Origin of the sequence: Brevibacterium siliguriense, from assembly GCF_900105315.1 — a bacterium.
Taxonomy (GTDB): Bacteria; Actinomycetota; Actinomycetes; order Actinomycetales; family Brevibacteriaceae; genus Brevibacterium; species Brevibacterium siliguriense.
The window spans coordinates 2,903,825-2,929,080 of sequence record NZ_LT629766.1 but is presented as its reverse complement, the minus strand read 5'-3'; the positions used below and the strand labels follow the sequence as shown (position 1 = coordinate 2,929,080).

At 63.5% G+C, this 25,256-nt stretch carries 21 protein-coding genes and 1 pseudogene; 15 read left to right on the top strand and 7 right to left on the bottom strand.

Annotated elements, in window-relative coordinates; genetic code table 11:
• Window positions 1–48 precede the first annotated feature (48 nt).
• From BLU88_RS13055 to BLU88_RS13040, 4 genes are all read left to right on the top strand, one after another.
• On the top strand, window positions 49–552 hold the full coding sequence (locus BLU88_RS13055; RefSeq protein ID WP_092014683.1) for a phosphoribosyltransferase: 504 nt from the start codon (window positions 49–51) through the stop codon (window positions 550–552).
• A 9-nt stretch (window positions 553–561) separates the two neighbouring features.
• Entirely contained in the window at window positions 562–1,863 is a 1,302-nt protein-coding gene (locus BLU88_RS13050; protein ID WP_092014680.1) for a carboxylesterase family protein, read from the top strand.
• Between the two features lie 104 nt (window positions 1,864–1,967).
• The gene (locus BLU88_RS13045; RefSeq protein ID WP_092014677.1) at window positions 1,968–3,077 is read left to right on the top strand and encodes a winged helix DNA-binding domain-containing protein; all 1,110 of its coding nucleotides are present in this window, start codon (window positions 1,968–1,970) and stop codon (window positions 3,075–3,077) included.
• A gap of 20 nt (window positions 3,078–3,097) precedes the next feature.
• Complete coding sequence (locus tag BLU88_RS13040) at window positions 3,098–4,138, top strand: diacylglycerol/lipid kinase family protein (protein WP_092014673.1); 1,041 nt, start codon at window positions 3,098–3,100, stop codon at window positions 4,136–4,138.
• Here the strand turns inward: BLU88_RS13040 and BLU88_RS13035 are convergent.
• The 3 genes from BLU88_RS13035 to pdxS are packed head-to-tail and all read right to left on the bottom strand — an operon-like array spanning window position 4,121 to window position 7,180.
• Complete coding sequence (locus BLU88_RS13035; RefSeq protein ID WP_092014670.1) at window positions 4,121–5,710, bottom strand: helicase HerA-like domain-containing protein; 1,590 nt, start codon at window positions 5,708–5,710, stop codon at window positions 4,121–4,123. The two genes, BLU88_RS13040 and BLU88_RS13035, sit on opposite strands and share 18 nt — an antisense overlap.
• Entirely contained in the window at window positions 5,703–6,302 is a 600-nt protein-coding gene (gene pdxT / locus BLU88_RS13030; RefSeq protein WP_331712436.1) for a pyridoxal 5'-phosphate synthase glutaminase subunit PdxT, read from the bottom strand. Before pdxT ends, BLU88_RS13035 begins: the two co-directional genes overlap by 8 nt.
• The gene (pdxS, locus tag BLU88_RS13025; protein WP_092014664.1) at window positions 6,299–7,180 is read right to left on the bottom strand and encodes a pyridoxal 5'-phosphate synthase lyase subunit PdxS; all 882 of its coding nucleotides are present in this window, start codon (window positions 7,178–7,180) and stop codon (window positions 6,299–6,301) included. Before pdxS ends, pdxT begins: the two co-directional genes overlap by 4 nt.
• Before the next feature lie 218 nt (window positions 7,181–7,398).
• Between pdxS and pdxR the strand changes: the two genes are divergently transcribed.
• Window positions 7,399–8,793, top strand: a complete 1,395-nt coding sequence (pdxR, locus tag BLU88_RS13020) for a MocR-like pyridoxine biosynthesis transcription factor PdxR (RefSeq protein WP_092014661.1) — start codon at window positions 7,399–7,401, stop codon at window positions 8,791–8,793.
• Window positions 8,790–9,179 carry a hypothetical protein gene (locus tag BLU88_RS13015; RefSeq protein ID WP_092014658.1) on the top strand — a complete coding sequence of 130 codons (390 nt, stop codon included), beginning with the start codon at window positions 8,790–8,792 and terminating at the stop codon, window positions 9,177–9,179. The genes pdxR and BLU88_RS13015 overlap by 4 nt, the downstream gene beginning before the upstream one ends.
• Before the next feature lie 24 nt (window positions 9,180–9,203).
• On the opposite strand, the gene BLU88_RS13010 is transcribed toward BLU88_RS13015, so the two are convergent.
• The 3 genes from BLU88_RS13010 to BLU88_RS13000 all read right to left on the bottom strand — a co-directional run bounded on the left by BLU88_RS13010 (window position 9,204) and on the right by BLU88_RS13000 (window position 12,641).
• Window positions 9,204–9,848, bottom strand: a complete 645-nt coding sequence (locus tag BLU88_RS13010) for a 4'-phosphopantetheinyl transferase family protein (RefSeq protein ID WP_092014655.1) — start codon at window positions 9,846–9,848, stop codon at window positions 9,204–9,206.
• A 3-nt stretch (window positions 9,849–9,851) separates the two neighbouring features.
• Window positions 9,852–10,310: a LapA family protein gene (locus BLU88_RS13005; protein ID WP_092014652.1), complete on the bottom strand. Its 459-nt coding sequence runs from the start codon at window positions 10,308–10,310 to the stop codon at window positions 9,852–9,854.
• A gap of 102 nt (window positions 10,311–10,412) precedes the next feature.
• A complete protein-coding gene (locus BLU88_RS13000) occupies window positions 10,413–12,641 on the bottom strand; it encodes an NADP-dependent isocitrate dehydrogenase (RefSeq protein ID WP_092014649.1) in 2,229 nt (742 codons plus the stop codon).
• A 157-nt stretch (window positions 12,642–12,798) separates the two neighbouring features.
• On the opposite strand from BLU88_RS13000, the gene BLU88_RS12995 reads away from it, so the two are divergent.
• The 5 genes and pseudogenes from BLU88_RS12995 to BLU88_RS12975 all read left to right on the top strand — a co-directional run bounded on the left by BLU88_RS12995 (window position 12,799) and on the right by BLU88_RS12975 (window position 17,880).
• Complete coding sequence (locus BLU88_RS12995; RefSeq protein WP_092014644.1) at window positions 12,799–13,440, top strand: thymidine kinase; 642 nt, start codon at window positions 12,799–12,801, stop codon at window positions 13,438–13,440.
• 96 nt (window positions 13,441–13,536) lie between these two features.
• A complete protein-coding gene (locus BLU88_RS12990; protein WP_092014641.1) occupies window positions 13,537–14,316 on the top strand; it encodes an alpha/beta fold hydrolase in 780 nt (259 codons plus the stop codon).
• 128 nt (window positions 14,317–14,444) lie between these two features.
• Window positions 14,445–16,078 (top strand): annotated as a pseudogene (locus BLU88_RS12985) (SLC13 family permease).
• A 28-nt stretch (window positions 16,079–16,106) separates the two neighbouring features.
• Window positions 16,107–17,177, top strand: a complete 1,071-nt coding sequence (locus BLU88_RS12980; protein ID WP_092014637.1) for an NADH:flavin oxidoreductase/NADH oxidase — start codon at window positions 16,107–16,109, stop codon at window positions 17,175–17,177.
• Window positions 17,178–17,226: 49 nt separating this feature from the next.
• Window positions 17,227–17,880, top strand: coding sequence for an MBL fold metallo-hydrolase (locus BLU88_RS12975; protein ID WP_092017480.1), 654 nt, complete (start codon window positions 17,227–17,229; stop codon window positions 17,878–17,880).
• A 51-nt stretch (window positions 17,881–17,931) separates the two neighbouring features.
• Here BLU88_RS12975 and BLU88_RS12970 read toward each other — a convergent pair whose 3' ends face one another.
• On the bottom strand, window positions 17,932–18,516 hold the full coding sequence (locus BLU88_RS12970; protein ID WP_092014634.1) for a hypothetical protein: 585 nt from the start codon (window positions 18,514–18,516) through the stop codon (window positions 17,932–17,934).
• Window positions 18,517–18,775: 259 nt separating this feature from the next.
• On the opposite strand from BLU88_RS12970, the gene BLU88_RS12965 reads away from it, so the two are divergent.
• The 4 genes from BLU88_RS12965 to BLU88_RS12950 all read left to right on the top strand — a co-directional run bounded on the left by BLU88_RS12965 (window position 18,776) and on the right by BLU88_RS12950 (window position 25,180).
• Window positions 18,776–20,581 (top strand): ABC transporter family substrate-binding protein, encoded by a 1,806-nt coding sequence (locus BLU88_RS12965; RefSeq protein ID WP_092014631.1) that lies wholly within the window; start codon window positions 18,776–18,778, stop codon window positions 20,579–20,581.
• Window positions 20,582–20,685: 104 nt separating this feature from the next.
• Window positions 20,686–22,230 carry an ABC transporter permease gene (locus BLU88_RS12960; RefSeq protein ID WP_092014628.1) on the top strand — a complete coding sequence of 515 codons (1,545 nt, stop codon included), beginning with the start codon at window positions 20,686–20,688 and terminating at the stop codon, window positions 22,228–22,230.
• On the top strand, window positions 22,227–23,258 hold the full coding sequence (locus tag BLU88_RS12955; RefSeq protein WP_092014625.1) for an ABC transporter permease: 1,032 nt from the start codon (window positions 22,227–22,229) through the stop codon (window positions 23,256–23,258). The genes BLU88_RS12960 and BLU88_RS12955 overlap by 4 nt, the downstream gene beginning before the upstream one ends.
• Complete coding sequence (locus tag BLU88_RS12950) at window positions 23,258–25,180, top strand: ABC transporter ATP-binding protein (RefSeq protein WP_092014621.1); 1,923 nt, start codon at window positions 23,258–23,260, stop codon at window positions 25,178–25,180. Before BLU88_RS12955 ends, BLU88_RS12950 begins: the two co-directional genes overlap by 1 nt.
• Window positions 25,181–25,256 lie beyond the last annotated feature (76 nt).

The following is a 25,256-nucleotide window of genomic DNA, read 5'->3' as shown; positions in this document are numbered from 1 at the left end:
CGTATCCTTGAAGCTCGAACCACAAACGGGCAGACACGAGGAGCATCCATGGCCTATCACGCCGATTCGACCGATCTCGACGAAAAAGAGATTCTCAGCTGGGACATGTTCGGCCAATCGGCACGTGAGATGGCACAGACCATCGCGGACTCCGACTACGATCCCGAGATCGTCATCGCCGTTGCCCGCGGCGGATTGCTGCCCGCCGGAGCGCTGGCCTACGCCCTCGGACTCAAGCTCTCCGACGCCATCAATGTCGAGTTCTACACCGACGTCCATGAGACGCTGCCCGACCCCATCCTGCTCGCACCGATGCTCGATATCGAAGCGATCAAGGGCAAGAAGCTGCTCGTCGTCGACGATGTCGCCGACTCCGGCCGCACACTGGCCCTCGTCCTCGACCTGCTGCGCAAACACGGTGCCGAAGCTCAATCGGCCGTCATCTACGCGAAATCCGCGTCGATCATCGACCCGGACTTCGTGTGGAAGCGCACGGATCAGTGGATCGTCTTCCCATGGTCGGCCGAACCTCCTGTGGTGCCCAACAAGTAAGCTGACCTTATGGAGGAGACACGGGACATCGCCGCCCCGTGCGGTCGTGTGCGCGCCCATATCGACGGCGACGTAATCCGCGCGCGGGGCATCCGCTACGCCCGCGCCGGCCGTTTCCTTCCTCCCGTCGATGAACCCCCGGTGGACTTCATCGACGGCGCTCAGCCCGGCCCGGCGAGCCCGCAGCTGCGCCGCGACCCGAACGCCGGAATGACCTTCGACCAGCTCGGCGGGCTTCCCATCAGCGAAGACTGTCTGCGCGTGAGCGTGACCCTGCCGAAGGACACCACCACCGAGGCGGGGCTGCCCGTCCTCGTCTGGATCCACGGCGGAGCCTACATCGCCGGGGCCGGGGACGCTGAGATCTACGATCCGCACGCCCTGGCCGCCGAGCAGAACATCATCGTCGTCTCCGTGACCTACCGCCTCGGCGTCCTCGGATACCTCGGAACCGGACGCGACGAACACCTCAACCTCGGAGTGCTCGACCAGATCTGCGCACTGCGCTGGGTGCAGACGAACATCTCCGCCTTCGGCGGCAACCCGGACAATGTCACGATCGTCGGCCAGAGCGCCGGAGCAGACGCCTGCGCCCACCTCATGATTGCCGAAGGCACCGAAGGACTCTTCCACCGTGTGCTCATGGCCTCAGCGCCCTTGGGGCTGGCCGGCGGCACGGACGCAATGAACTGGGCGATGGGGAAAGTCGCTCAGAAGATCGACCCGTCAGCCAGCGTCGACGAGATCCTTCAGGCGCAGGAAGAAGTGCACAAAGCCGCCCTCGTCGGGGGACTGCACGCCGGAATGTGCTTCGGAGTCCGCTACGGCCAGTACCCGCTGCCAACACGTGCGGACGCAGCCGAAGCTTGGGCCGACGTCGCCCCGAGAATCGACGTGCTCATGACCCGCACGGAACGCGAGATCGCCTTCTTCGCCGGCTTCGTTCCCGCGCTGCGTCGCCTCCACAACCGCAAGCTGACCTCACCGATGCTCGAATCCCTCATCTCCGGAATCACCTCTGCCGTCTGCACTCGGGCCGGACGCGAATTCTTTGACCGCCACCGGATGTCCGGCGGTCAAGGTGCCCGCCTGCTCATCGTCTCCCGCGGGGACGGCAGCTTCTTCGATGCAGCCCACTCCGGAGACCTGCCGCTGATCTTCCCGGGCGACATCTGGCATGACTCCTTCCTCGACTATGGCGCGACGACCGATATCGCCGGTCCTGAGCTGCGCCGGATCTGGGGCGAATTCGCGACCTCGGGCACCCTGCCGCGTATGCGGGTGCCCGGACTCGTCGATATTCTGGGCTGACCGGCTCGCCTTCACGTTCCCCGTCTGCACCATCCCCGCCTGCGACCCACGCGCTGTCGCCTTTTCACAACCGTCGTGTCACCGGCGTGCACTACCGTTGGATCATGGACGCACATCAGATCTCGGCAGCCCGTCTGATCTCACAGGGGCTCGTCGGACCTCCTCCCTCGTCACCGACAGACACCGACCTCTCACCGGCCGGCGCTGTCGTCGAGCACCTCGGCTGTGTCCAAGCCCAAGCCCTCGGCGGAGCTCTGGTCTCCGTCGCCTTGCGTCTCGGACCTGATGTCACTGCAGATGTGGCCGCGGTCCGAGCCGCCATCGACGCAGGAGAGATCGTGCGCTCCTGGACACAACGCGGCACCATCCATCTGACTACGGCCAAAGACATCGGTTGGATCCTCGGCCTCACCGGGGAACGGACCATGAAATCCACGGCCAAACGGCGCGAGTACTTCGGCATCACCGACGCCATGCTCGATACCGCAGCCGAACTCGCCACAACAGCCATCCGAGCTCGTGGACCGCGGACGCGCGAAGAGCTGCTCGACGCTTTCGCTCCCATCGGCGCCGGAGACGAATACGGCCACGCCCGGTACCTCATCACCTCCTTGGCACTGCAGAACATCATCGTCCAAGCTCCCATGGTCGAGGGCAAGGATGACATGAAATACGTGCTCACCGCCGATTGGGTGCACGCCCCCACACATCTGGACGCCGAGGCGGCCGACCACGAATGGATGAGACGCTTCGTCATCAGCCACGGACCGGTGACCCTCGACGACGCGACACGGTGGACCGGACTGCCGAAGACACGGATGAGAAAAGCCATCCAGGCCGGAATCGATGCCGGCGAGATCGTGAGCACCGACATCGACGGCACAGACTACGTGCACGCTCCCGATCTGGAGGACCGACTGACAGAATGGGAGTCAGCGGCACAGGAGACGATGCTGCTGCCGGGATTCGACGAAATCATCCTCGGGTACAAGGACCGCAGCTTCACACTCGACCCCGCCAACGAGAGATTCGTTGTGCCCGGAGGCAATGGAATGTTCAAGAGCACGGTTGTCAACGGCACCCGTGCACGCGCCACCTGGAAGCGATCACCCCGCAAGAGGGGACCGCGAGTCCTCGTCGACGTATTTCCGGGGGAATCGGTCGACTTGAAGGCCGTCGAATCGGTCAGCGATACCCACCCGGCCTTCGCCTGAGAAAGCAGCGTCGACCGACCATGGACGAGCACGACAGGACACGCACACCGGTGGCCGGCCGTGTCGAAGCGGATGACCGACCGGCCCCGTTGCCGAGGCGGATCACCGTTGGGATCATCGTCAATCCCAAACATTCGGCGACGCTGCGGGCGTATGCCGACCTCGTGCCCCAGCTGCAGAAGGCCGGAGCGCACTACCGAAGCATGACCACCAGCGTCGAACGTTCTGGTCGTTGGCAAGCCGAACAGCTCATCGACTGGGGAGCCGACACGGTCATCATCCTCGGCGGAGACGGAACCATCCGAGCAGCAGCACCGGTCCTCGCCGAGGCGGGAACGCTCACATCCCTCGTCCCGACCGGGACCGCGAACGTGCTCAGCCGCCATATCGGCCTCCGCTCGTGCCGGCACGCAATCGATCATTGCGTGCGCACGGTGGCATCGATCATCCGGGACGTTCCGACGAACCTGCGCGGCATCCCGGTCAATGCTGCGGAATTTCGGCGAGCCGACGGCAGTCGGCATCGTACCGAGTTCATCAGCCTCGCAGGAATCGGAGGAGACGCCCGGGCCATCGCCCACCACCATTTCGCAACTGGGCTGCTCGGCTATACGTGGGGAGCCGCCAGGGCTCTCTTCGTCGTGAACTTCACCGCGAGCACTGGGGCCACCGTGGGCGCGGGAGACACCTCGGGTACTGAGGGAAGCGCCTCGGGGCAGGTGTGGTCGGTGATGGCGTCGAAGGTGGCTCGACCCGCCGGGCCCATCGCCGTGTTCCCCCAAGCGCGAATCGATGCTGAGGCCTTCACTGTGGTCACGGTCGGCCCGATCCCGGACCGACTCATCGCCCGCTGCCGAGCGTGGGCAGGAATCGCCACGGCATGTCTGCAAGGCAGACCACAGGCACACCCGCTCATGGACTATCGCTGCACGACCGATATGTGGGTCTCCGTCGAATCGCCGGTGCCGGCACAACTCGACGGAGACCTCATCGGCGACTGCCTGGAATTGCGGGTGAGCGCCGGTGAGAAGAAGCTGCTGGTCTCAGCGCCGACGACGTGAGGTACCGAAGATTCCGCGCGCGATCTCGCGTGCGGCGGTCCGCGTGAACTGTTTGAACGCCGAGGACTTCACGACCTGGGCGAACATGTTCTCGTCGTCCTTCTTCGCCGACTTCTTTCGGGAACCGCCGGACTCCTCCGGGAAGTCGATCTTGTCCGCAGAACCGTCACGGCGCTGAGCATCTGCGGGCGCCGAACTCTGCTTCTCGGCGTGTGCCTCGGATCCGCCCTCGAGACGCGTGGCGAGGATCTCGCGAGCAGATTCGTTGTCGATCGCGGTGCCGTACTTCTCATGCTGGGGCGAATCCGCCACAGCCGATTTGATCTGGTCCTCGCTCATCGGCCCCATCTTCGACTCCGGGGCGCGCATCAGCGTCGGCGCCACCGGAGTCGGTGCACCATCGGGGTCCATGACGGTGACCACGGCTTCGCCGATGCCCAGCGAAGTGAGAAGCTCTTCGAGGTCGTAGTCGGACTTCGGGAACGTCTGCGCAGTCGCCTTGAGAGCCTTGGCATCGTTGGGCGTGTGCGCCCGCAGCTGATGCTGAATGCGCGAACCCAACTGTGCGAGCACATCCTCGGGGACATCCTTCGGAGTCTGCGTGACGAAGAAGATGCCGACTCCCTTCGACCGGATGAGCCGCACCGTCTGCGTCACCGACTGGAGGAAGGCCCTCGAGGCACCTGCGAAGAGCAGGTGGGCCTCGTCGAAGAAGAACACGAGCGATGGCTTGTCGGGATCGCCGACCTCCGGCAGGTCCTGGAACAGATCGGCCAGCAGCCACATGAGGAACGTGGAGAACAGAGCCGGCGACTGGCTGAGCTTCTGCAGCTCGAGCACGGAGACGATTCCGGCACCGTTGTCGTCGGTGCGCAGCAGATCAGCGGTGTCGAATTCCGGTTCGCCGAAGAACACGTCGCCGCCCTGGGCGGCGAGTTCGGAGATCTTGCGCAGGATGACGCCGACGGTGGCCTTCGGCGCCCCGCCGATGCCTTCGAGGTCAGCCTTGCCCTCGTCGGAGGTGAGGAAGGTGAGGACGGCTTTGAGGTCGGAGAGGTCGAGCAACGCCAGTCCCGACTGATCGGCATAGTGGAAGACCAGTGAGAGGACGGACTCCTGCGTGTCGTTGAGTTCGAGCACTTTCGACAGCAGGATCGGTCCGAACGAGGTCACGGTCGCCCGCAGCGGAGTGCCCAGTCCCGAATCGCCGAGAGTGTAGAACTCCGTCGGGTTGGAGTGCGGCTGCCAATCCTGCCCGTCGGCATCGAGTCGCTTGCGCAGTTTGTCGGATTCGACGCCGGAGGCGCCGATGCCTGAGAGATCACCCTTGATATCAGAGGCGAAGACCGGCACGCCGGCTTTGGACAGTTGCTCGGCGAGCACCTGCAGGGTCACAGTCTTGCCGGTTCCCGTGGCGCCGGCGATGAGGCCGTGGCGGTTGAGCATGGACAGCGGGATGGAGATCGGAGTCTCCTTCGAGGGTTCCTCACCGTCGAGGGCGATTCCCAGGTCGACCGTCTCGCCCTCGAAGGTGTATCCGTCTTTGAGTGCCTGCAATGCCTGCTCAGTCATGAGTCAATCTTTGCACAGCGGCGCCGAGGTGGTGGAGGAATTCTGCATGGATTCTTCCGTCCGAGCCCAATTCCGGGTGGAAGCTGGCACCCCAGACCGCCCCTTGCCGGACGAGGACGGGCGTGTCATCGTGCGCAGCGAGCACCTCGGTGCCGGGCCCGAGATCGAGGATCTGCGGAGCCCGGATGAAGGTGCCCGCAACCGGTTCGTCCAGTCCCTGGACCGTCAACGGTGCGGTGAAGGACTCCTGCTGTCGACCGTAGGCGTTGCGTGCCACGGTGATGTCGAGCCCGCCGAGGCGGTCATACCCACCCAGCGAATCGTCACTGAGCCGATCGCTTAGTAGAATGAGACCCGCACAGGTGCCGAAGACCGGCAGGCCGTCGGCCATGCGTTCGCGCAGAGTCGCGAAGAGATCCGTGCCGGCTGCGATGCGCACCATGGCCGTGGACTCTCCGCCGGGCAGGATGAGCGCATCGATGCCGGAGAGGTGTTCGGACCGAGTGACCTTGAGGGTGTCGACCCCCAGGGAGCCGAGCATGAGCAGGTGCTCACGGAAGGCTCCCTGGAGGGCGAGGACGCCGACTCTCACCAGCCGCGCTCGGCCAGGCGGTGCGGCGCGGGGACGTCGGCGACGTTGATGCCGACCATCGCATCGCCGAGCCCGCGGGATGCCCTGGCCACGGCGTCCGGGTCATCGAAGTGCGTAGTCGCCTCGACGATGGCTTTCGCGCGGGCCTCCGGGTTGCCGGACTTGAAGATTCCGGAGCCGACGAAGACGCCATCGGCACCGAGCTGCATCATCATCGCCGCATCGGCCGGGGTGGCGATGCCGCCGGCGACGAAGGTCACGACGGGCAGACGGCCGAGGCTGGCGACCTGCTTGACCAGGTGGTATGGGGCAGCGATCTCCTTGGCCGCGACGTAGAGCTCGTCTTCGCTCTTCGCACCCAGTGCGCGGATCTCCGAGTTGATGGTGCGTAGGTGGCGCATCGCCTCGGAGACGTCGCCGGTGCCCGCTTCACCCTTCGAGCGGATCATCGATGCGCCTTCGGTGATGCGGCGCAGAGCCTCACCGAGGTTGGTCGCACCACAGACGAACGGGACTTTGAAGACTGACTTGTCGATGTGGTTGACGTAGTCGGCGGGGGAGAGGACCTCGGATTCGTCGATGTAGTCGACCCCGAGGGTCTCAAGAATCTGTGCTTCGACGAAGTGTCCGATGCGGGCCTTGGCCATGACGGGGATGGACACGGCGCTGATGATCGAGTCGATGAGGTCGGGATCGCTCATCCGGGCGACTCCGCCCTGGGCGCGGATATCGGCAGGAACCCGTTCGAGGGCCATGACGGCGGAAGCACCGGCCGCCTCGGCGATGCGTGCCTGTTCTTCGTTGACGACGTCCATGATGACGCCGCCCTTGAGCATCTGGGCCAGGCCGGTGTTGAGGAGGGTCTGTGTTTCGGTCATTGTGGTGCAAATCCATTCACTGTCGCGGAGTCGATCCGGGGCGACACCGGGTGCAGGGAAGAGTGATTTCTGCCAGCTGTCAGGTGTCGGAGGGATCATGGTTCTTCGGAGTGAACGGCCGTTCCCGACCAGCCTAAACCGCTGAGTGGCTCAATGAGAGGGCCAGAAACCTGCGAGAATTTTAGGCCAGACGATCGTAGTCGCACTATGATCGACTGATGGTTACGAAGTCACGGGCCGGCACTCGGGCCGAGGGCATCGCGCTGCCGGTGAGCGTCGAGAAGGGTCTGCCGTCTCCGCTGCCGGATCAGCTCACTCAGGAACTGCGCCGCCTCATCTCGGATGGAACCCTGCGCCCGGGGGATGCAGTGCCCTCGAGCCGTCGACTGGCCAAGCACCTCGGAATCTCCCGCGGCAGCGTGGAGACAGCGTATGCGCAGCTCGTCGTCGAGGGATTTCTCATCACCGCCGAACGCTCGGCGACGAGGATCAATCCCGACTTGCCCGCCGCTTCGACAACCGTGCGTCCGAAGAGCCGTATTCCCGACTCGCCTAGGCGGCGCTTGCGCAATTATGTCGACCTGCGCCCGGGATTCGGCGGTGACGATCCACTGCGTGAACCGGCCTTTCGCCGGGCTTGGAGGGAATCGCTCGACCTCGATCCGGGTCCGATCGATCCCTTGGGGCAGCCTCGTGCCCGCTGGGCGATCGCCGACTATCTGCGGCTGACACGGGGGATGGCCGTCGATCCTGACGAGATCATCCTCACGAGCGGGTCCCGCGATGGACTGCGGCTGCTGTTGAGCGTCGGTGTCTCCGGCTCCATCGCCGTGGAGAATCCGGGTTTCCCGGGCCTGCGGCAGGCGATGACCGACCAGCACCTCGTACCCCTGCAGGTGTCCGGTTCCTTGCCGGCCCCTGCCGACGTGGGCGCCGCCGTCGTGACACCGAATCACCAGTTCCCGCACGGAACACCGATGCCGGTCGACCAGCGTGCGCGGCTGTTGGACTGGGCGGCTCGGAGCGATGCGATCCTCGTCGAGGATGACTACGACAGCGAGGCCCGTTTCACCCGGACCGTGCTGCCCACCCTCTTCGATCTCGCATCATCGACCGGCAGCTCTGCTCAGGTCGTGCATATCGGCACTTTCTCCACTTTGCTGACTTCGGCGGTATCGACCGGTTACGTCATCGCACGAGGGGAGATCGCGGAGAGGCTCATGAGCATGCGCACGGCCCTCGGGCCCGCATTCTCACCGATTCTGCAGATGGCCATCGCCTCGTACCTCGGGTCCGGTGGGCTGCGCCGTCGAATCTCCCGCGGTCGGCGACGCCTCCGGGCTGCCGAGGAGGTCGTGGCCGAGGTCGGTCCGTTCCCCGGTCTGGTCCACGACGGCCGCACCCTCGTCATCGAAACGTCGCAGGCTCAGGCCGCGAGTCTGCTGCGGGAACTGGCTGATCGGGGCATCCTCGTCGCCTCATTGGCAAGGGGCTGGACCGGCGGTGACGAGGCCAGGCACGGGCTGGTCATCGCCCATTCGAACGTCGAGGCGCCTGTGCTGAGGGAGGCCCTCGGCGTGGTGAAGGCCCTGTTGAGTAGGATTCAGTCATGAGGAATTCCGGATTTGCAGTCGACGGCATCATCAAGCTGCTGCTGGCCGTGGCCGGCTTCATCTTCGTCGGCGGGCTCGAGGATTTCTTCCTCGCCCCACGCTGGCTGGTCATCACCGCACTGGTGCTGCTCTTCCTCAGTGCCGCCACGCAGATCTCCTATTCTGTGAGCAAGGGGGAGAAGCGGTATCTGAAGTTCCCGATGGTCTTCGACGCACTCCTCATCATCGCCGTCGTCATCGGACTCGTCCTCGCTGCGGCGAGCAGCCCCGCAGGCGCGTGGATCCTCTTCGGTCTGGTGGGCGTGGGTTCTCTGGGCATCGCCGTGGTCTTTACGACCGGTGAGAACGGCCCCTCCTTCAGCGAAGACGAGTCGCCGAACTCCTGAGCGTCCTCGCCCGTACTCCGGCGATCAGCGGTTGAACGCGATAGCCGCGATATGACCGTCGGGAATGCCGGCCTCGAGATCGTGGATGTCGACATCCGGGTGCGGTGAGCTCGGCTGCGGGCCGGCGCCGATGTAATCGATTCCGGGGTCGCGAGCCAGCCCCGTGCTCAGCGCCTTGAGGAAAGCTTCGGTGCGCGCCCACACGCGAACGAAGCCGGAGGCGAAGTCGTCGTCGGGCAGCGCTTCGAGCTCGGCCCGTTCTCTTTCGTGCAGCAGCTGCATCGCTTCAAGAGCGACATTTCGCTCGGGGACCGCTTCGATGTCGAGTCCGACCGGGTCCTCGGACACAGCGACGAGGACGAGGCGGCGCGACCTTGACACCGAGAACTCGCACTCGTCGTGGCGAGGCTTGCCCGCCGAATCGAGACGGATCTCGATCGCGGCGGGATCCTGGTCCAGATGCGCGCCGAGCACGTGACGGAGGACGACACGGCCGGCCGGCCAGGTGGCGGCCGCTCCGGCGTCGAATTCCCGTGCATAGTTGCGTTCCTGCTCAGTGAGCACGGAATCATCATCGCGCGTCCACGCGGCTTCCGCCGAGGTGTCGGCGAGGACGAGCGTGACGGGAAGTTCGGTGGGCAGTACGGTGAAAGTGGGGTGGTGCGCCATCGATCAGCGGCCCAGGGCCTTGTTGATCTTCCTCAATTTGCGGTTGAGGACGAAGATCCGCACCGAACCGATGATTCCGGCGATGAGGATGCCGCCGATCGCAGCGAAGAGCATCGCCACGCCCAGAGGCAGTTCGAATTGCCAGCCGAAGTACTGGAACTCGGCCGGGACATTGTTCTGCAGGATGAAGATGAGCAGCAGGACGACGATCACGGCGCCGAGGATGAGGGAGACCCACATTCCCGCCGACATCCCGGACCCGGCCTTCGTCGAGGGCAGCTCACCGGTGTGTTCCGCAGGAGGCTGTGTCTGTTCGGCTCTTTCGTGCGGGGTCATCTCCTGGGTCTTGTCCACCGCAGCGGTCTCGCCCGTCGCGGGAGTATCGCTGCCGAGGACTGAATCGGTTTCGGCCAGGAGCTCTTCGGGCGTCTGCGAATCGCCACGCGGGTCTTGAGTACTCATGCGCCCCATCATATCTGCTGATGGGGCGCATAAGCGGGGATTGCAGAAAGAGTCCCGGCAACGGCTGCCGGGACTCTTTCCCAAGTGATGTCGATCAGTCGATCAGACAGTCTTGCTCAGCGAGGAGATGATCTCATTGAGCGTGGCCGAAGGCCGCATGGCGGCTTCGGTCTTCGCATCGTTCGGGTAGTAGTAGCCGCCCAGGTCGACGGGGTTGCCCTGAACCTCGAGGAGTTCGGCCGCGATGGCGTCCTCCTTCTCAGTCAGTGCCTTCGCCACAGGTGCGATGGCCTCGGCCAGAGCTTCGTCCGAGGTCTGCTCGGCCAGCTGCTGTGCCCAATAGAGGGTGAGGTAGAAGTGGCTGCCGCGGTTGTCGATCTCGCCGACCTTGCGCGACGGCGACTTGTTCTCTTCGAGGAACTTGCCGGTCGCGGCGTCAAGGGTGTCGGCGAGTACGCCGGCGCGCTCGTTGCCGTGGACGTTGAATTCGTGGCGGAAGGATTCTGCCAGGGCGAGGAACTCACCGAGGGAGTCCCAACGCAGGTGGTTCTCCTCGACGAGCTGCTGCACGTGCTTCGGAGCAGAGCCGCCGGCTCCGGTCTCGAAGAGTCCGCCGCCTGCGATGAGCGGAACGACGGAGAGCATCTTGGCCGAGGTGCCGAGCTCGAGGATCGGGAACAGGTCCGTGTTGTAGTCACGCAGCACGTTGCCGGTCACCGAGATGGTGTCCTTGCCCTCGCGGATGCGGTCTATGGAGAACTGAGTGGCCTCCACCGGGTTCATGATGCGGATATCCAGGCCCTCGGTGTCGTGGTCGCGGAGGTACTCTTCGACCTTCGACTTGATGTTGAGGTCGTGTGCGCGGGTCTCGTCGAGCCAGAACACTGCCGGAGTCTCGGACAGACGGGCGCGGGTGACAGCGAGCTTGACCCAGTCGCGGACGGGGATGTCCTTCGTCTGGCAGGCACGCCAGATGTCACCGGCGGCGACCTGGTGGCTCATGAGCACCTCGCCGACGGAGTTGACGACCTCGACGGTTCCGGCTTCCGGGATCTCGAAGGTCTTGTCGTGGCTGCCGTACTCTTCGGCCTTCTGAGCCATGAGACCGACGTTGGGCACGGTGCCCATGGTTCGGGGGTCGAAGGCGCCATTGGCCTGGCAGTCCTCGATGACGGTCTGGTAGACACCGGCGTAGGAGGAGTCGGGAATGACGGCCAGGGTGTCCTGGGTCTGGTCATCCTTGTTCCACATCTTGCCGCCGACGCGGATCATCGCGGGCATGGAGGCATCGACGATGACGTCGGAGGGCACGTGGAGGTTCGTGATGCCCTTGTGCGAGTTGACCATGGCCAGGTCGGGTCCGTCGGCCAGGCCCTTTTCGATTCCGGCCTTGATCCCGGCTGCCGCATCGGCGGGCAGGGTGTCGAGCCCAGCGAGGATGGCGGCCAGTCCGTTGTCGGAGGTCAGTCCCGCCTCGGCGAGGACGTCGCCGTATTCGGCGAAGACCTCGGGGAAGAACGCCTCGATGACCTTGCCGAAGAGGATCGGGTCGGAGACCTTCATCATCGTGGCCTTGAGGTGGACGGAGAAGAGGACGCCGTCGGCCTTGGCGGCAGCGATCTGGTCCTTGACGAATTCGTCGAGAGCGGCGGCATTCATCTTCGTCGAGTCGACGATCTCGCCGGCCAGCACCGGCAGGGACTCCTTGAGGACCTTCGTGTCGCCGGCTTCGGTGCGCAGGCGGATCGTCAGGGTGTCATCGGCGTCGATGATCACGGACTTCTCGTTGTCGCGGAAGTCGTCCGAACCCATGGTGGCGACGCGGGTCTTCGAGTCCTTCGACCATTCGCCCATGGAATGCGGGTGAGCCTTGGCGAAGTTCTTCACAGCCTGCGGAGCGCGACGGTCGGAGTTGCCCTCACGCAGCACCGGGTTGACGGCGGAGCCCTTGACCTTGTCGTAGCGTGCCCGAACGTCCTTCTCCTCATCGGTTGAAGGCTCTTCCGGGTAGGCGGGCAGATCGTAGCCCTGCGACTGCAGTTCGGCGATCGTCGCCTTCAGCTGCGGAACGGAAGCGGAGATGTTGGGCAGCTTGATGATGTTGGCATCGGGGGTCTTGGCGAGGTCGCCCAGCTCGGCCAGAGCATCGCCGACCCGCTGGTCTTCAGGCAAGCGGTCGGTGAACTGAGCCAGCACGCGTGCGGCGAGAGAGATGTCCCTGGTCTCAACCTCGACACCGGCCGACGTAGCGAAGGCTTCGATGATGGGTTTGAGCGAATACGTCGCCAGAAGCGGCGCTTCATCCGTGCGCGTGTAAATGATTTTAGCCATAGTTGAGGACCACTCCGCATCTTCTTGGGGTTTATCGCTTTCCATCCTACCTTCTGGGCCATTTCGGTAGTCGGCCCAGGCCGATGATGGTGCTCACATCAGAAGCCGGCACCCGGTAGTCTTCTGTGTCGGCACGGACAACAGAAAGAGGACGACAGTGGCCAAACTCTACTTCCGGTACGGGGCGATGAATTCCGGCAAGTCGACCGCTCTTCTGCAGGCGGCCTTCAACTACGAGGAACGCGGCCAGCGGGTTCTATTGGCCAAACCACTCATCGACACCAAGGGCGCATCGCAGATCGTGTCCCGACTGGGCGTCACCCGCGAGGTCGACTTCGTCATCCCTGCCGACGGCGACGTCGAGAAGATCTATGCCGAACATGCTGACTATGTCGACCATGATGCACTCATCGAGTCCATCGACGCCCCGAAGATCCCGGTCGCGTGCCTGCTCATCGACGAAGCGCAGTTCCTCAGCCCCGTCCAGGTGGATTCGCTCATGCGCATCGCAACTGCCTCCTCGGTGCCGGTGATGTGCTACGGAATCCGCACGGACTTCCAGACGAAGGCATTTCCCGGTTCGGCGCGATTGCTCGAGATCGCCCATACCCTCGAAGAGCTCAAGACGATCTGCCGCTGCGGCCGCAAGGCCATGTTCAACGGCCGCCTCGTCGACGGACAGTTCATCTTCGACGGCGATCAGGTCGCCATCGACGGCAATTCCGTGACCTATGAGTCACTGTGTCCGAGCTGTTATCTCGAGTACTCCGGCGGTAGGCTTTCAACGACAGACTCCTGACCGATCCCGACTCAGCTTCCCCGTCGAATCCAGTTCGTCGATATCCGTCGAATCCAGTCGAAATTCCCTCGCACCTTCAGTTCTCAAGGAGCCTCCATGCGCATCGCCGTCCGTGCCTTCAACGACAATCCCGGTTCTCCCGTCCTCGTCTTCGGCAACGCTCTGGGCACCCGGATGCCTCTGTGGACGTCCGTGGCCGCACGCTTGGCCGACGATTTCCAGATCTACCTCACCGACCTTCCCGGACACACCGTGTCTGCCGATGATGCCCTCGCCGAGGCGGCCGCTCCGCTGACGATCGAACAGCTGGCCTCCGGTGTCGTCGAGTCCCTCGCCGAGCTCGGGGTGGAGTCCTTCACGTACTGCGGAGTCTCGATCTCCGGTGCCATCGGTCTGACCCTGGCACTCAACCATCCCGAAGCACTCACCGGACTCGTCGCCTGTGCGACGAGCGAGAAGTTCGGCACACCGGAATCCTGGGACGAACGCATCGGCGAAGTCCGCGCAGACGGCACCGGGAGCCTCGTTGACGACACCGCCGATCGGTGGTTTGCCGCCGGGTTCCTTGGAGAGGACATCGCCACCGGACACCTCATCCTCTCCGACCTCGCGCTGGTCGATGACGAAGCCTACATTGCGGCCGCCTCTGCGCTGAAGACCTACGATGTGAGCGGGAAGCTCGGCTCGATCACCACTCCGACGCTGGTCATGGCCGGTGCCCAGGATCCCGGCTGCACCCCCGAGGCGATGTCGGAGATGGCCGAGCAGATCGAGGGCGCACACTTCGTCACGGTCCCGGATTCCGCACACCTGCTGATGGTCGAACACCCCGAGATCGTCGTCGATCACATCCAGGAGTTCTGCGGGCAGCTGTAGGCGCATCCGCGCCTCCGGGCGTCAGCGCAGCCGCGCACACGAGGCAAGGGCAATTCGCTCGGTAGAGGGACCACATCTGGAGTAGGCTGTGGAAGAGCACAGGCACACCTGCTCGATGAGGAGTGAGAATGTCCCCGCGCCCGAATTCCGCTGAGTTCACATCCACTGAGATCGATCTGCGTTCTCCGGGGGAACGAGAACCCGGCATCAGCCGTAAGACCCTGCGAATCCGGTGGACCGGATTCCTACTCGGCCTCATCTTCTCCACACTGATCTATGCGATCATGCCTGCCGACGTCGGGCATGGAGCAAAACTGACCGCGGCAATTGCGGTGCTCATGGCGGCTTGGTGGATGACGGAAGCGCTGCCGATCGCAGCGACGTCCCTCGTCCCGCTCGTGGCGTTCCCCGTGCTCGGCACGGACGTCGAGATGGAGACCGTCGGTGCCTCCTACGGCAACCCGATCATCTTCCTCTTCCTCGGTGGCTTCCTCATCGCCTTGGCCATGCAGCGATGGAATCTGCACCGCCGCATCGCACTCGTGACGCTGAGCATCATGGGCGACAAGCCGGGACCGATGATCGCCGGCTTCATGATCGCCACCGGGTTCATTTCGATGTGGGTCTCGAATACGGCGACTGCGGTGATGATGTTGCCGATCGGAATGTCGGTGCTCATGATCGTGTCGAAGGTCATGGGCTCGGCCCTGGGCGACACGGCAGGTGCCGCAGATCAGGACAGCGGAGGATCCGACCGAGGCGACGGCGCAGCCGATAACCCGAGCGACGGCAGCGATGACACAGGCATCGGGGCGGTCGTGAAATCCAACTTCGGCACCGCCCTCATGCTCGGCATCGCCTACTCTGCATCGATCGGGTCGTTGGGCACCATCATCGGCACTCCTCCCAACCTCTTCCTCATCGGCTACCTCAATGACAACCACGACATCTCCATCGGCTTCGGGCAGTGGATGCTCGTCGGTGTTCCGTTGTCGGTGGTGATGATGGCCATCGCCTGGTTCCTGCTGGTCAAGGTGATGTTCAAACCGGAGATCGACAGGATTCCCGGCGGACGTGAACTCATCCGTGAGGAACTGGCCAAACTCGGCCCCATGTCCACCGGTGAGAAGCTCGTGCTCGCGATGTTCGTCCTCGCGGCCGTCAGCTGGATCTCGCTGCCGCTGATCTTCGGAGACCCGCCGATCAGTGACGAAGGCATCGCCATGGCCGTGGGCCTTCTGCTCTTCCTCATCCCCGGTGGGGCGAATCGCGGCGTTCGGCTCCTCGACTGGGACACCGCGGAGAAGCTGCCCTGGGGCGTCCTCCTGCTCTTCGGCGGCGGGCTCGCGCTGTCTGCTCAGTTCTCCGAGTCCGGACTGACCGAATGGATCGGTGAGACCTCGAGCGGCCTCGGCGTTCTGCCGAAGCTTCTCGTCGTCGCCATCTTCGCGGCTATCATCCTCTTCCTCACCGAGCTGACATCGAACACAGCGACGGCAGCGACGTTCGTTCCCGTCGTCGGGGAGTGGCGATGGGGCTGGACCTCGACCCGCTCCTGCTGACCATCCCCGTCGCTTTGGCCGCAACGTGCGCCTTCATGCTGCCCGTCGCGACGCCGCCGAACGCGGTGGCCTTCGGCTCCGGCTACGTCACCGTGGCACAGATGGTCAAGGGCGGCCTGTGGCTCAACGTCACCGGCATCGTCCTCATCACCGCCACCGTGTATCTGCTCGCCGTTCCGGTATTCGGGATCGCTGTCTGAGTCCGAGCGGAACTGGCAGACTGATGGCATGACTGAGCTGTTCGAACCGCTGACCCTGCGCGGAACCGAGATTCCCAATCGCATCTGGCTGGCACCGATGTGCCAGTACTCCTGCGAAGCCGAAGACGGAATGCCCGGCCCCTGGCATCTCGTCCACCTCGGTGCCCGGGCGCAGGGCGGATTCGGACTCATCCTCACCGAGGCCTCCGCCGTCGTCCCCGAGGGGCGCATCTCACCGCAGGACGCCGGTATCTGGAACGATGACCAGGCCGAATCCTGGTCGGCGGTCGTCGACTTCGTCCATTCGCAGGGCAGCGTCATCGGCATCCAGCTCGCCCACGCCGGTCGCAAGGCCAGCACCTACCGTCCCTTCACCGGTGAGCCGAAGGGCAGCGTCCCCGAATCCGAGGGCGGATGGCCGACACTCGGCGCCAGCCCCATCGCCTATCCGAAACTGGCCGAACCGACGGAGATGACGAAGGACGATATCGCCGAGGTGGTCGCCGCCTTCGCCGCAGCGGCTCGCCGTTCCATCGACGCCGGGTTCGACCTCGTCGAACTCCATGCCGCCCACGGCTACCTGCTCCATTCTTTCCTGTCTCCGCTGTCGAACGAGCGCAGCGATGAATACGGCGGCGACCTCGCCGGCCGGTCCCGACTGCTCCACGAGGTCTATGCCGCCGTGCGCGTAGAAGTCGGCGATGACGTGCCGTTGTTCGTGCGCCTCTCGGCGAGCGAATGGACCGACGGCGGTTTTGACGTCGCCGAAGCCGCCGAGGTCAGCCGTGCGCTCTCAGAAGCCGGAGTCGACCTCATCGACGTCTCCTCGGGCGGCAACTACCCGGTGCGAATTCCCATCGGCCCCGGCTACCAGGTGTCCCTGGCCGCGGCGATCCGCGCCGAAGGCGTCCCGACCGGCGCCGTCGGACTCATCACCGATCCGAAGCAGGCCGAGACCATCCTCAGCACCGGACAGGCAGATGCGATTTTCATGGCCCGAGCCGCTCTGCGCGAACCGTCATGGCCGCAGCGCGCCGCCCACGTCCTCGGAGTCGAACCCGGGCCCTATCCGCCGCAGTACACCCGCGGCGCCTGGTGACCCGTCACTGAACCGTCGGCAATATCAGCACAGACTGAGGAGTATGGACATGAACACGATCGAAACCGAACACGTCATCATCCGCTCTATCGCGGTCTCCGAGATGGCGAACAACGTCTATCTGCTGACCGGTAAGGAGACCGGCTCCCAAGTGCTCATCGATGCTGCCGACGACGCGAAGGCGATCACCGAACTCGTCGCCTCGGGTGCCCAGGACACTGAGGCGGAACCGACGCTGCGGGCGATCATCACCACCCACCGGCATTGGGATCATATCCGGGCACTGCCGTCCACCTCGGCGAACTTCCCCGAGGCGATGACCATCGCCGGAGCAGCGGACGCGGCTGCCATCACCGAAGCGGAAGGAGTGGAGATCGCGCATTCCGTCGATCACCTCGATGTCGGGGACTTCGGCGGATTCGTCCTCCAGGCCATCGCACTGCGCGGGCACACTCCCGGTTCGATCGCGCTGCTTCTGCGTGACGGAGGCCAGACGATCCTGTTCTCCGGCGACTCGCTGTTCCCGGGCGGACCGGGCAAGACTTGGTCGGCAGAGGACTTCACTTCTCTCATGGACGACCTCGAGGAGCGAGTCTTCGGTGAGCTCCCGGACGACACTCTCGTGCTGCCGGGGCACGGAGATTCGACGACTCTGGGCGAGGAACGTCCGAAACTGGGGGAGTGGCGCGAACGCGGCTGGTGACCGCGGCCCCGCCCTCTACTCTGTCGAGGGCGAAAAGGTGCGCTAGGTTCCTCAGCTCGGCAGCGCTGCGAAGCCGATGAGTGCCCACGCTATGGCGAGCAGACCCACGGCGATGATGCCGATGTTCCATCTCGTCTCCACGACGCGTTGCCCGCCGGGATTGGCCAGCTCCGCGTCGCTGAGCGCGGAATAGCGCTCGAGAACAGTATCGACGGCCGGACTCGGATCTTCGACGAGCTCACGCCTGCCGTGCTCATCCTTCTCCCACTTCTTGCCCTTGCCGGCCAAGGGCCATGAGGCGAACTTCTTCTCATGAGTGCGCACGCTCAGACCGAAATGGGTCTCGAAGCCGTCGACGAGGTTCCACGGGATCGTCACTGTTTGCAGGGGATTGACCAGGACGATCTGCTGCCTGTGGAGCTCGACGCGGGGATACCGATAGAAGACGAAGACCAAGGTGCCGACGGCCAGCGGGATGCCTGCGGCGGCCAGTCCACGCAGCGTGAAATCGCCGAAGACAATCGAGAGCACCCCGAAGGCACAGAGTCCGCCGACGATGAAGAACAGGGCCGTCGAACCGGTCGTACGCACGACGATCGGCTCGGTCTCATTGCGATCTATCTCACTGCCAGCCACCTGATCATCCTATCCATTGAGACTGAACAAAAGTTGTCTGTTCTCGTTGTCTCGAAATGGTAACGATTCGGAAATTTGCTCATTATGTGGACTCCGTCACAGTCGTCCGTGAATTAACTTTGTTGCAATCCATGTGTAAAACATGAACGCGGTCACATGCGCTTCGGCTCCTGCCGAACTGTTGCATGCGACCGGAATGCACTCTGGACTTGGGGTGCAAGAATGAGGGTGACTCGCCCTAGAACAACAAGGAGAGAACGTGAACAAGCGCTTCCTCGCGGCCGGTGCCTCTGTGGCTGCCGCCGCAATGGTGCTCACCGCCTGCACACCCCCTGGCGGAGGTGACGAAGAAGACTCGTCGAAGGACACCGCCGTAAATATCGGCTGGAACGAATCCTTCCGGTCGATGAACACGCTGACCGCCAACGGCAATGCGACCTCGAACGCCATTCTCACTTACATGATGAATGACAACTTCGGGTACTACGACGACAAGCTGGAGGTTCAGGAAGGCGCGCTCGGCAAGGTCGAGAAGGTCTCCGACAACCCGCTCAAGGTCAAGTACACCTTCAACGATGATGCGAAGTGGTCCGACGGCACTCCCGTCGACGCTGCTGACCTGGCGCTGACCTGGGCCGGCACCTCGGCGAACTTCAACACCGTCGAAGCCAACAACAACGACGACGGAACGGTGAAGAAGAACGACGCGAAGACGGTCTACTTCGACTCCTCGACCGCCGGATCGGCTCTGGTCAAGAAGTTCCCCGAGATCTCCGATGACGGCAAAGAGATCACCCTCGAATACTCTAAGCCCTACGCTGACTGGCAGACCGAGTTCGGCACCGGCGCCGACGGCGTCGGTGTGCCCGCCCATATCGTGGCGAAGAAGGCTCTCGGAGTCGACGATGCCGAGAAGGGCAAGGACGCGATCCTCAAAGCCATCAAGGACAAGGACACCAAGAAGCTGTCGAAGATCTCGAACACCTGGAACACCGGGTTCGATTTCACCTCGATGCCGAAGGACAAGGACCTGCTGGTCCACAATGGCCCGTATAAGATGACGAAGTTCGAAGAGGGACAGTACGTCACCCTTGAACTCGACGACAAGTACACCGGACCGGTGAAGCCTAAGATCAAGACCGTCACGGTCCGCTACAACGGCGATCCGATGGCGATGATCCAGGCGATCGAGAACGGCGAGGTCGATATGACCCAGCCGCAGGCGACCGCCGACGTCCTCTCCGCTGCCGAGAAGATCGACGGCGTCAATGTCGACGCCGCCGATGGCGCGACCTATGAACACGTCGACTTCACCTTCGACAACAAGGGTCCCTTCGACCCTGCCGCCAACGGCGGCGACGAGGAGAAGGCGAAGAAGGTCCGTCAGGCATTCCTCAAAGCGCTGCCGCGTGAGGACATCGTCGAGAAGATCATCAAGCCCCTCAACGACAAGGCCGTCACTCGTGACTCCTACTCGCAGGTGCCGGGCTCGCCGATGTACGACGCGATCACCAAGGTCAACGGCGTCGCCGACGCAGCCGACGGTGACGTCGCAGCCGCGAAGAAGCTGCTCAAGGAAGCCGGAGTCTCGAAGCCGACCGTGCGTGTCATGTACGACAACACGAACTCGCGTCGTCAGCAGGAATTCCAGCTGATCAAGGAATCGGCAGAGAAGGCCGGCTTCAAGATCAAAGACGTCGGCGATGTCAACTGGGGCACCCGCCTCGGCGACGGCACCTACGACGTCTCGCTGTTCGGCTGGCAGTCCGAGGGCACCGGCGTGACGGAGAACGATGCGAACTTCCGCACTGGTGCTCAGAACAACTACGGCGGCTACTCGAGCAAGAAGATGAACAAGATCCTCGACAAGCTGCTTGTGTCCAAGGAGGACCAGCAGCAGGATCTTCTCATCGACATGGAGAAGCAGCTGACCGAGGACGCATTCGGTGCGCCGATCTTCCAGTTCCCCGAACTGACGATCTACCGTGACAGCGTCAAGAACGTGAAGTCGACGTCTGTGTCGCCGACGATGTTCTGGAACTACTGGGAGTGGGAAGTCAACTGATCCGCGACTGACGCGATCGGTTCTTCTCCACCCAGGCCTTCTGTGGGGATCACTGTGTGGTCCCCACAGCGGCGTTTTCGGAAGATTGAAACGGAACCCTCATAATGATCAGATTCATCCTCCGACGATTGCTGTCGACGGCGCTCGTGCTCCTCGTCGTCACTTTCGTCCTCTACCTGCTCCTCAATGTAGCGCTCGACTTCTTCTGGGACCTGCGCGCGAGCACCTCGCCGAACATCGAGGCCCTCTACGAGTCGCGCCGCAGGCTTCTCGACCTCGATACCCCCGCGATCGTCCGCTACTTCAAGTGGCTGGCAGGCGTCGGCGGTTGCGCCATCGGCCAATGTGACTTCGGCATCGCCTGGAAGTCCGGCCAAGAGGTCACCGACCAGCTGCAGGGTGCGATCGTCAACACGATCAAGCTCATCACCGCCTCGACGCTCGTGGCCATCATCCTCGGCATCGCCGTCGGTATGATCTCGGCCATCCGCCAGTATTCTGGCTTCGACTACTTCATCACCTTCGTCTCGTTCCTGCTCTACTCGCTGCCAGTCTTCTGGGTGGCGGTGCTGCTCAAGCAGTACGGAGCGATCGACATCAATAACTTCATCAACGACCCGACCCTGGAATCCTGGTGGCCGATCATCATCGGCTGTGTGGCCATGGGCCTGTTTTGGATGGGCGCACTCGGTGGCAGCGCGAAGCGTCGAGTTTTCACCTTCGCCGCCGCCGCGGTCATCACCTTCGGCACGATCTACTACATCCTCGCCAGCGGGTGGATGCAGCATCCGACCATCGGCCTCCTCGGCGTGGTAGTCATCGGAGTCGGAGCGGCCATCGTCATGACGTACCTGTCGACGGGACTGAAGAACCGTCGCGTGCTCTATGCCTCGCTGACGACAGTGGTCGTCGGTGCGCTGCTCTACTGGCCGCTCATGAACCTCTTCTACTACGTCGACATGAACTGGCTGTGGATGTTCGGGCTCTTCATCGTTGCGATCGCAGTCGCTGTCGGCATCGGCCTGGCATTCCGCGGCCCGGATCCTTGGGATACCGCGCGCACGACGAGCTTCACGGCCATCATCGTGGCAGTGCTCATCTTCGCCGACCGTGTGCTGCAGGGCTGGCAGGAGTATTCGGACGACCCGGCCATCAACAATCGTCCGATCGCGACGATCGGTGCATCGGCGCCGAATATCGACGGCGACTTCTGGATCACGAACCTCGACTCGTTCACTCACCTGCTGCTGCCGTCGATCGCTCTCGTCCTCATCTCCTTCGCCTCGTACACCCGCTATACCCGCGGTTCGATGCTCGAGGTTCTGGGCCAGGACTACATCCGCACGGCACGAGCCAAAGGCCTCAACGAACGTACGGTGATCATGCGGCACGCTATGCGCAATGCGCTGCTGCCATTGGCCTCGGTCGTTCCCGTCGACATCATCACAATGATCGGCGGTGCCGTCATCACGGAGACGATCTTCGGCTGGAACGGCATGGGCAAGCTCTTCATCGACTCGCTGAGGCAGGCAGAGCTCGACCCGGTCATGGCCTACATCCTGATCACAGGCCTGCTCGCCATCATCGCCAACCTGGTCGCGGACTTCCTCTATGCCGTCCTCGACCCGAGAATCCGAGTGAACGCATGAGTACTGACAACGACAAACAGAACGCTCTCGCCCTCGACGAAGTCGGGGACAATGCGATCGAGTCGAAGGAAACCGAAGGTCTCTCCCAGGGCAAGATCGTCCTGCGCAAATTCCTTCGTCACAAAGGTGCGATGATCTCCATCGTCGTCCTTGTGCTCGTGGCCATCTTCGCCTTCAGCGCACAGGGATTTGGGGGAATTCCCGGTTGGTGGAAGTTCAGCCATACGGCGTCCGGGCCCGTGGTCAACCCCGGCGGAGCCCCGACCTGGTCGTTCGCGAACTTCTTCTCACTCGGCGATCACCCCTTCGGCCAGGACGAGATCGGTCGTGACAACTTCGCCCGAGTGATGAAAGGGACGCAGATCTCTCTCGTCGTCATGTTCATCATCGGCATCGTCTGCCTGATCATCGGCACGGTCATCGGTGCTGTTGCGGGCTACTACCGCGGTTGGGTCGATTCGGTGCTCATGCGCATCACCGACGGTTTCGTCATCCTCCCGGTCATCGTGGTCGGATCGATCCTCGGCGTCTTGGTCGGAGGTGCGAACGGCCCGCTCCTTGGTGTGGCGCTGGGTTGCATCCTCTGGGTGGGTCTTGCACGCCTCGTCCGCGGTGACTTCATGTCACTGCGCGAACGGGAGTTCGTCGATTCGGCCCGCGTGGCCGGCGCCAGCGACTTCCGGATCATGTTCAAGCACATGCTGCCCAATGCCATGGGCGTCATCATCGTCAACACGACGCTGATCATGAGTCAGGCGATCGTGCTCGAAGCCTCGTTGAGCTACCTCGGCTTCGGCATCAAACCGCCCGGCATCTCGTTGGGACAGCTCATCAGCGAATACCAGACTTCCTTCGCGACCCGTCCGTGGCTGTTCTGGTGGCCCGGCCTGTTCATCATCGTCATCGCTCTGTGTGTGAACTTCATCGGCGATGGTCTGCGCGATGCGTTCGATCCGCGGATGAAGACCATCCCGAGCTGGAGGAAGATGAAGAAGGCCGAGCGCATGGCACAGAAGGAGGCGAAGTGATGGCTGAGAAGAAAGCAGACAACCAGCCGAAGAAGGGCTCCCCGATCCTCGAGGTCAATGACCTCGGAGTCCAGTTCTGGGTCAGTGACGAATGGTGGATGGCCGCCGAACACCTCGACTACACGGTCAATGCCGGCGAGGTTCTGGCGATCGTCGGCGAGTCCGGTTCGGGCAAGTCGCAGTCGAGCATGTCTCTGCTCGGTCTCCTGCCGAGCAACGGCCGTGCGAGCGGCTCAGCGAAGCTCAACGGACGTGAACTCATCGGCATGCCGCCGGAGAAGATGCAGGCCGTGCGCGGCAACGACATCTCCGTGATCTTCCAGGAACCGATGACTGCGCTCAACCCGGTCTACACCGCCGGGTACCAGATCGTGGAGACGCTGCGCGTCCACCTCGACATCGGTCCCAGTGAGGCGAAGGAGCGTGCACTCGAGCTCATGCGGCTGGTGGAGATCCCTGATCCGGAGGATCGGTTCCATTCGTTCCCGCACCAGCTCTCGGGCGGTCAGCGTCAGCGCATCATGATCGCGCAGGCTCTGGCCTGTCAGCCCAAGCTGCTCATCGCCGATGAGCCGACCACCGCGCTCGACGTCACGGTGCAGGCCGAGATCCTCAAACTGATGCGCGAGCTCAAGCACAAGCTCGATGCCGGCATCATCCTCATCACCCACGATATGGGCGTGGTGGCGGATATGGCCGACCGGATCATCGTCATGCGCGCCGGCAAGGTGGTCGAATCGGGTGCTGCGGAGGAGATCTTCTATCATCCGCAGCATCCCTATACGAAGCAGCTGCTCGAGGCTGTTCCACACCTCGGCGCCGGAACCGACAGCGAAGCATTCGGCGCCAGCATCGGCGACGTCAAAGCCTCGCTGTCTGATATCACCTCCGATCAGGCTTCGCACGCCGATGACCCGGTCGGCCAGCCGGGCACCGGGGCTGGCGGCGACGGTCTCTCCGAGGCAGGGGCCGCCGATATGGCCGTGGCCGAGGCACGTGCTCAGGTGACGGCACAGGATCGCCCCGATATTGAAATGGACTCCACGGAAACGTACTACCATCCCGGTTCGCAGGCGGACTTCTCGAAGCCTTCTGCCCTGCAGCTGCGTGACGCCGCGATCGAATATCCCGCGATCGGACGGAAGAAGGCTTTCCGTGCGGCTCACCACATCAATCTCATGATCGCCCCCGGCGAAGTCGTGGGCCTGGTGGGGGAGTCGGGCTCGGGCAAGACCACGATCGGGCGTGCCGCTCTGGGACTGCTGCCCACGGTCGAAGGCGATATGGTCGTCAACGGTACGAGCATCAAGGGTCTGAGCAACAAGCAGATGCGCCCCCTGCGCAAGGAAGTCGGAATCGTGTTCCAGGATCCCGGCTCCTCGCTCAATCCGCGACTGCCGGTCGGGGAGTCGATCGGTGAGCCTCTCTACCTCCACGAGGGGATGAAAGGGCCGGCGCTGAGCAAGCGGGTCGAGGAGCTGCTGACCTCGGTCGAACTGCCGACCTCGATGCGTAACCGCTATCCGCATGAGCTCTCCGGCGGTCAGCGTCAGCGCATCGGTATCGCCCGTGCCCTGACTCTGCGACCGAAGCTGCTCATCGCCGATGAGCCGACCTCGGCGCTGGACGTGTCCGTGCAGGCGAAGGTCCTCGACCTGTTCGAGGGCCTGCAGAAGGAATACGGCTTCGCATGTCTGTTCATCAGCCACGACCTGGCAGTGGTCGAACGCATCGCTGAGCGCATCGCAGTGATGCGCCACGGCTACCTCGTCGAGATCGGCCAGTCCTCACAGGTTGTGTCGAACCCCGTCCACCCGTACACGCAGCGTCTGCTGTCGGCGGTTCCCGTTCCGGATCCGCAGGAGCAGCGCAAGCGTCGGGAGGCCAGGGACGCGGTTCTCGAGGCGACGATGAACGCCTGAGTCCGCCCAAGCTGACGGCCACCTGCACGCGAGAGCGTGCGGGTGGCCGTATAATTGTCTGTTGGGTCCGGGCTGG

Bases quoted from the DNA above. Each gene is read 5' to 3' on its own strand.
- BLU88_RS13055 (WP_092014683.1), top strand. From the start codon at position 49: ATGGCCTATCACGCCGATTCGACCGATCTCGACGAAAAAGAGATTCTC.
- BLU88_RS13050 (WP_092014680.1), top strand. From the start codon at position 562: ATGGAGGAGACACGGGACATCGCCGCCCCGTGCGGTCGTGTGCGCGCC.
- BLU88_RS13045 (WP_092014677.1), top strand. From the start codon at position 1,968: ATGGACGCACATCAGATCTCGGCAGCCCGTCTGATCTCACAGGGGCTC.
- BLU88_RS13040 (WP_092014673.1), top strand. From the start codon at position 3,098: ATGGACGAGCACGACAGGACACGCACACCGGTGGCCGGCCGTGTCGAA.
- BLU88_RS13035 (WP_092014670.1), bottom strand. From the start codon at position 5,710: ATGACTGAGCAGGCATTGCAGGCACTCAAAGACGGATACACCTTCGAG.
- pdxS (WP_092014664.1), bottom strand. From the start codon at position 7,180: ATGACCGAAACACAGACCCTCCTCAACACCGGCCTGGCCCAGATGCTC.
- pdxR (WP_092014661.1), top strand. From the start codon at position 7,399: ATGGTTACGAAGTCACGGGCCGGCACTCGGGCCGAGGGCATCGCGCTG.
- BLU88_RS13015 (WP_092014658.1), top strand. From the start codon at position 8,790: ATGAGGAATTCCGGATTTGCAGTCGACGGCATCATCAAGCTGCTGCTG.
- BLU88_RS13010 (WP_092014655.1), bottom strand. From the start codon at position 9,848: ATGGCGCACCACCCCACTTTCACCGTACTGCCCACCGAACTTCCCGTC.
- BLU88_RS13005 (WP_092014652.1), bottom strand. From the start codon at position 10,310: ATGAGTACTCAAGACCCGCGTGGCGATTCGCAGACGCCCGAAGAGCTC.
- BLU88_RS13000 (WP_092014649.1), bottom strand. From the start codon at position 12,641: ATGGCTAAAATCATTTACACGCGCACGGATGAAGCGCCGCTTCTGGCG.
- BLU88_RS12990 (WP_092014641.1), top strand. From the start codon at position 13,537: ATGCGCATCGCCGTCCGTGCCTTCAACGACAATCCCGGTTCTCCCGTC.
- BLU88_RS12980 (WP_092014637.1), top strand. From the start codon at position 16,107: ATGACTGAGCTGTTCGAACCGCTGACCCTGCGCGGAACCGAGATTCCC.
- BLU88_RS12975 (WP_092017480.1), top strand. From the start codon at position 17,227: ATGAACACGATCGAAACCGAACACGTCATCATCCGCTCTATCGCGGTC.
- BLU88_RS12960 (WP_092014628.1), top strand. From the start codon at position 20,686: ATGATCAGATTCATCCTCCGACGATTGCTGTCGACGGCGCTCGTGCTC.
- BLU88_RS12955 (WP_092014625.1), top strand. From the start codon at position 22,227: ATGAGTACTGACAACGACAAACAGAACGCTCTCGCCCTCGACGAAGTC.
- BLU88_RS12950 (WP_092014621.1), top strand. From the start codon at position 23,258: ATGGCTGAGAAGAAAGCAGACAACCAGCCGAAGAAGGGCTCCCCGATC.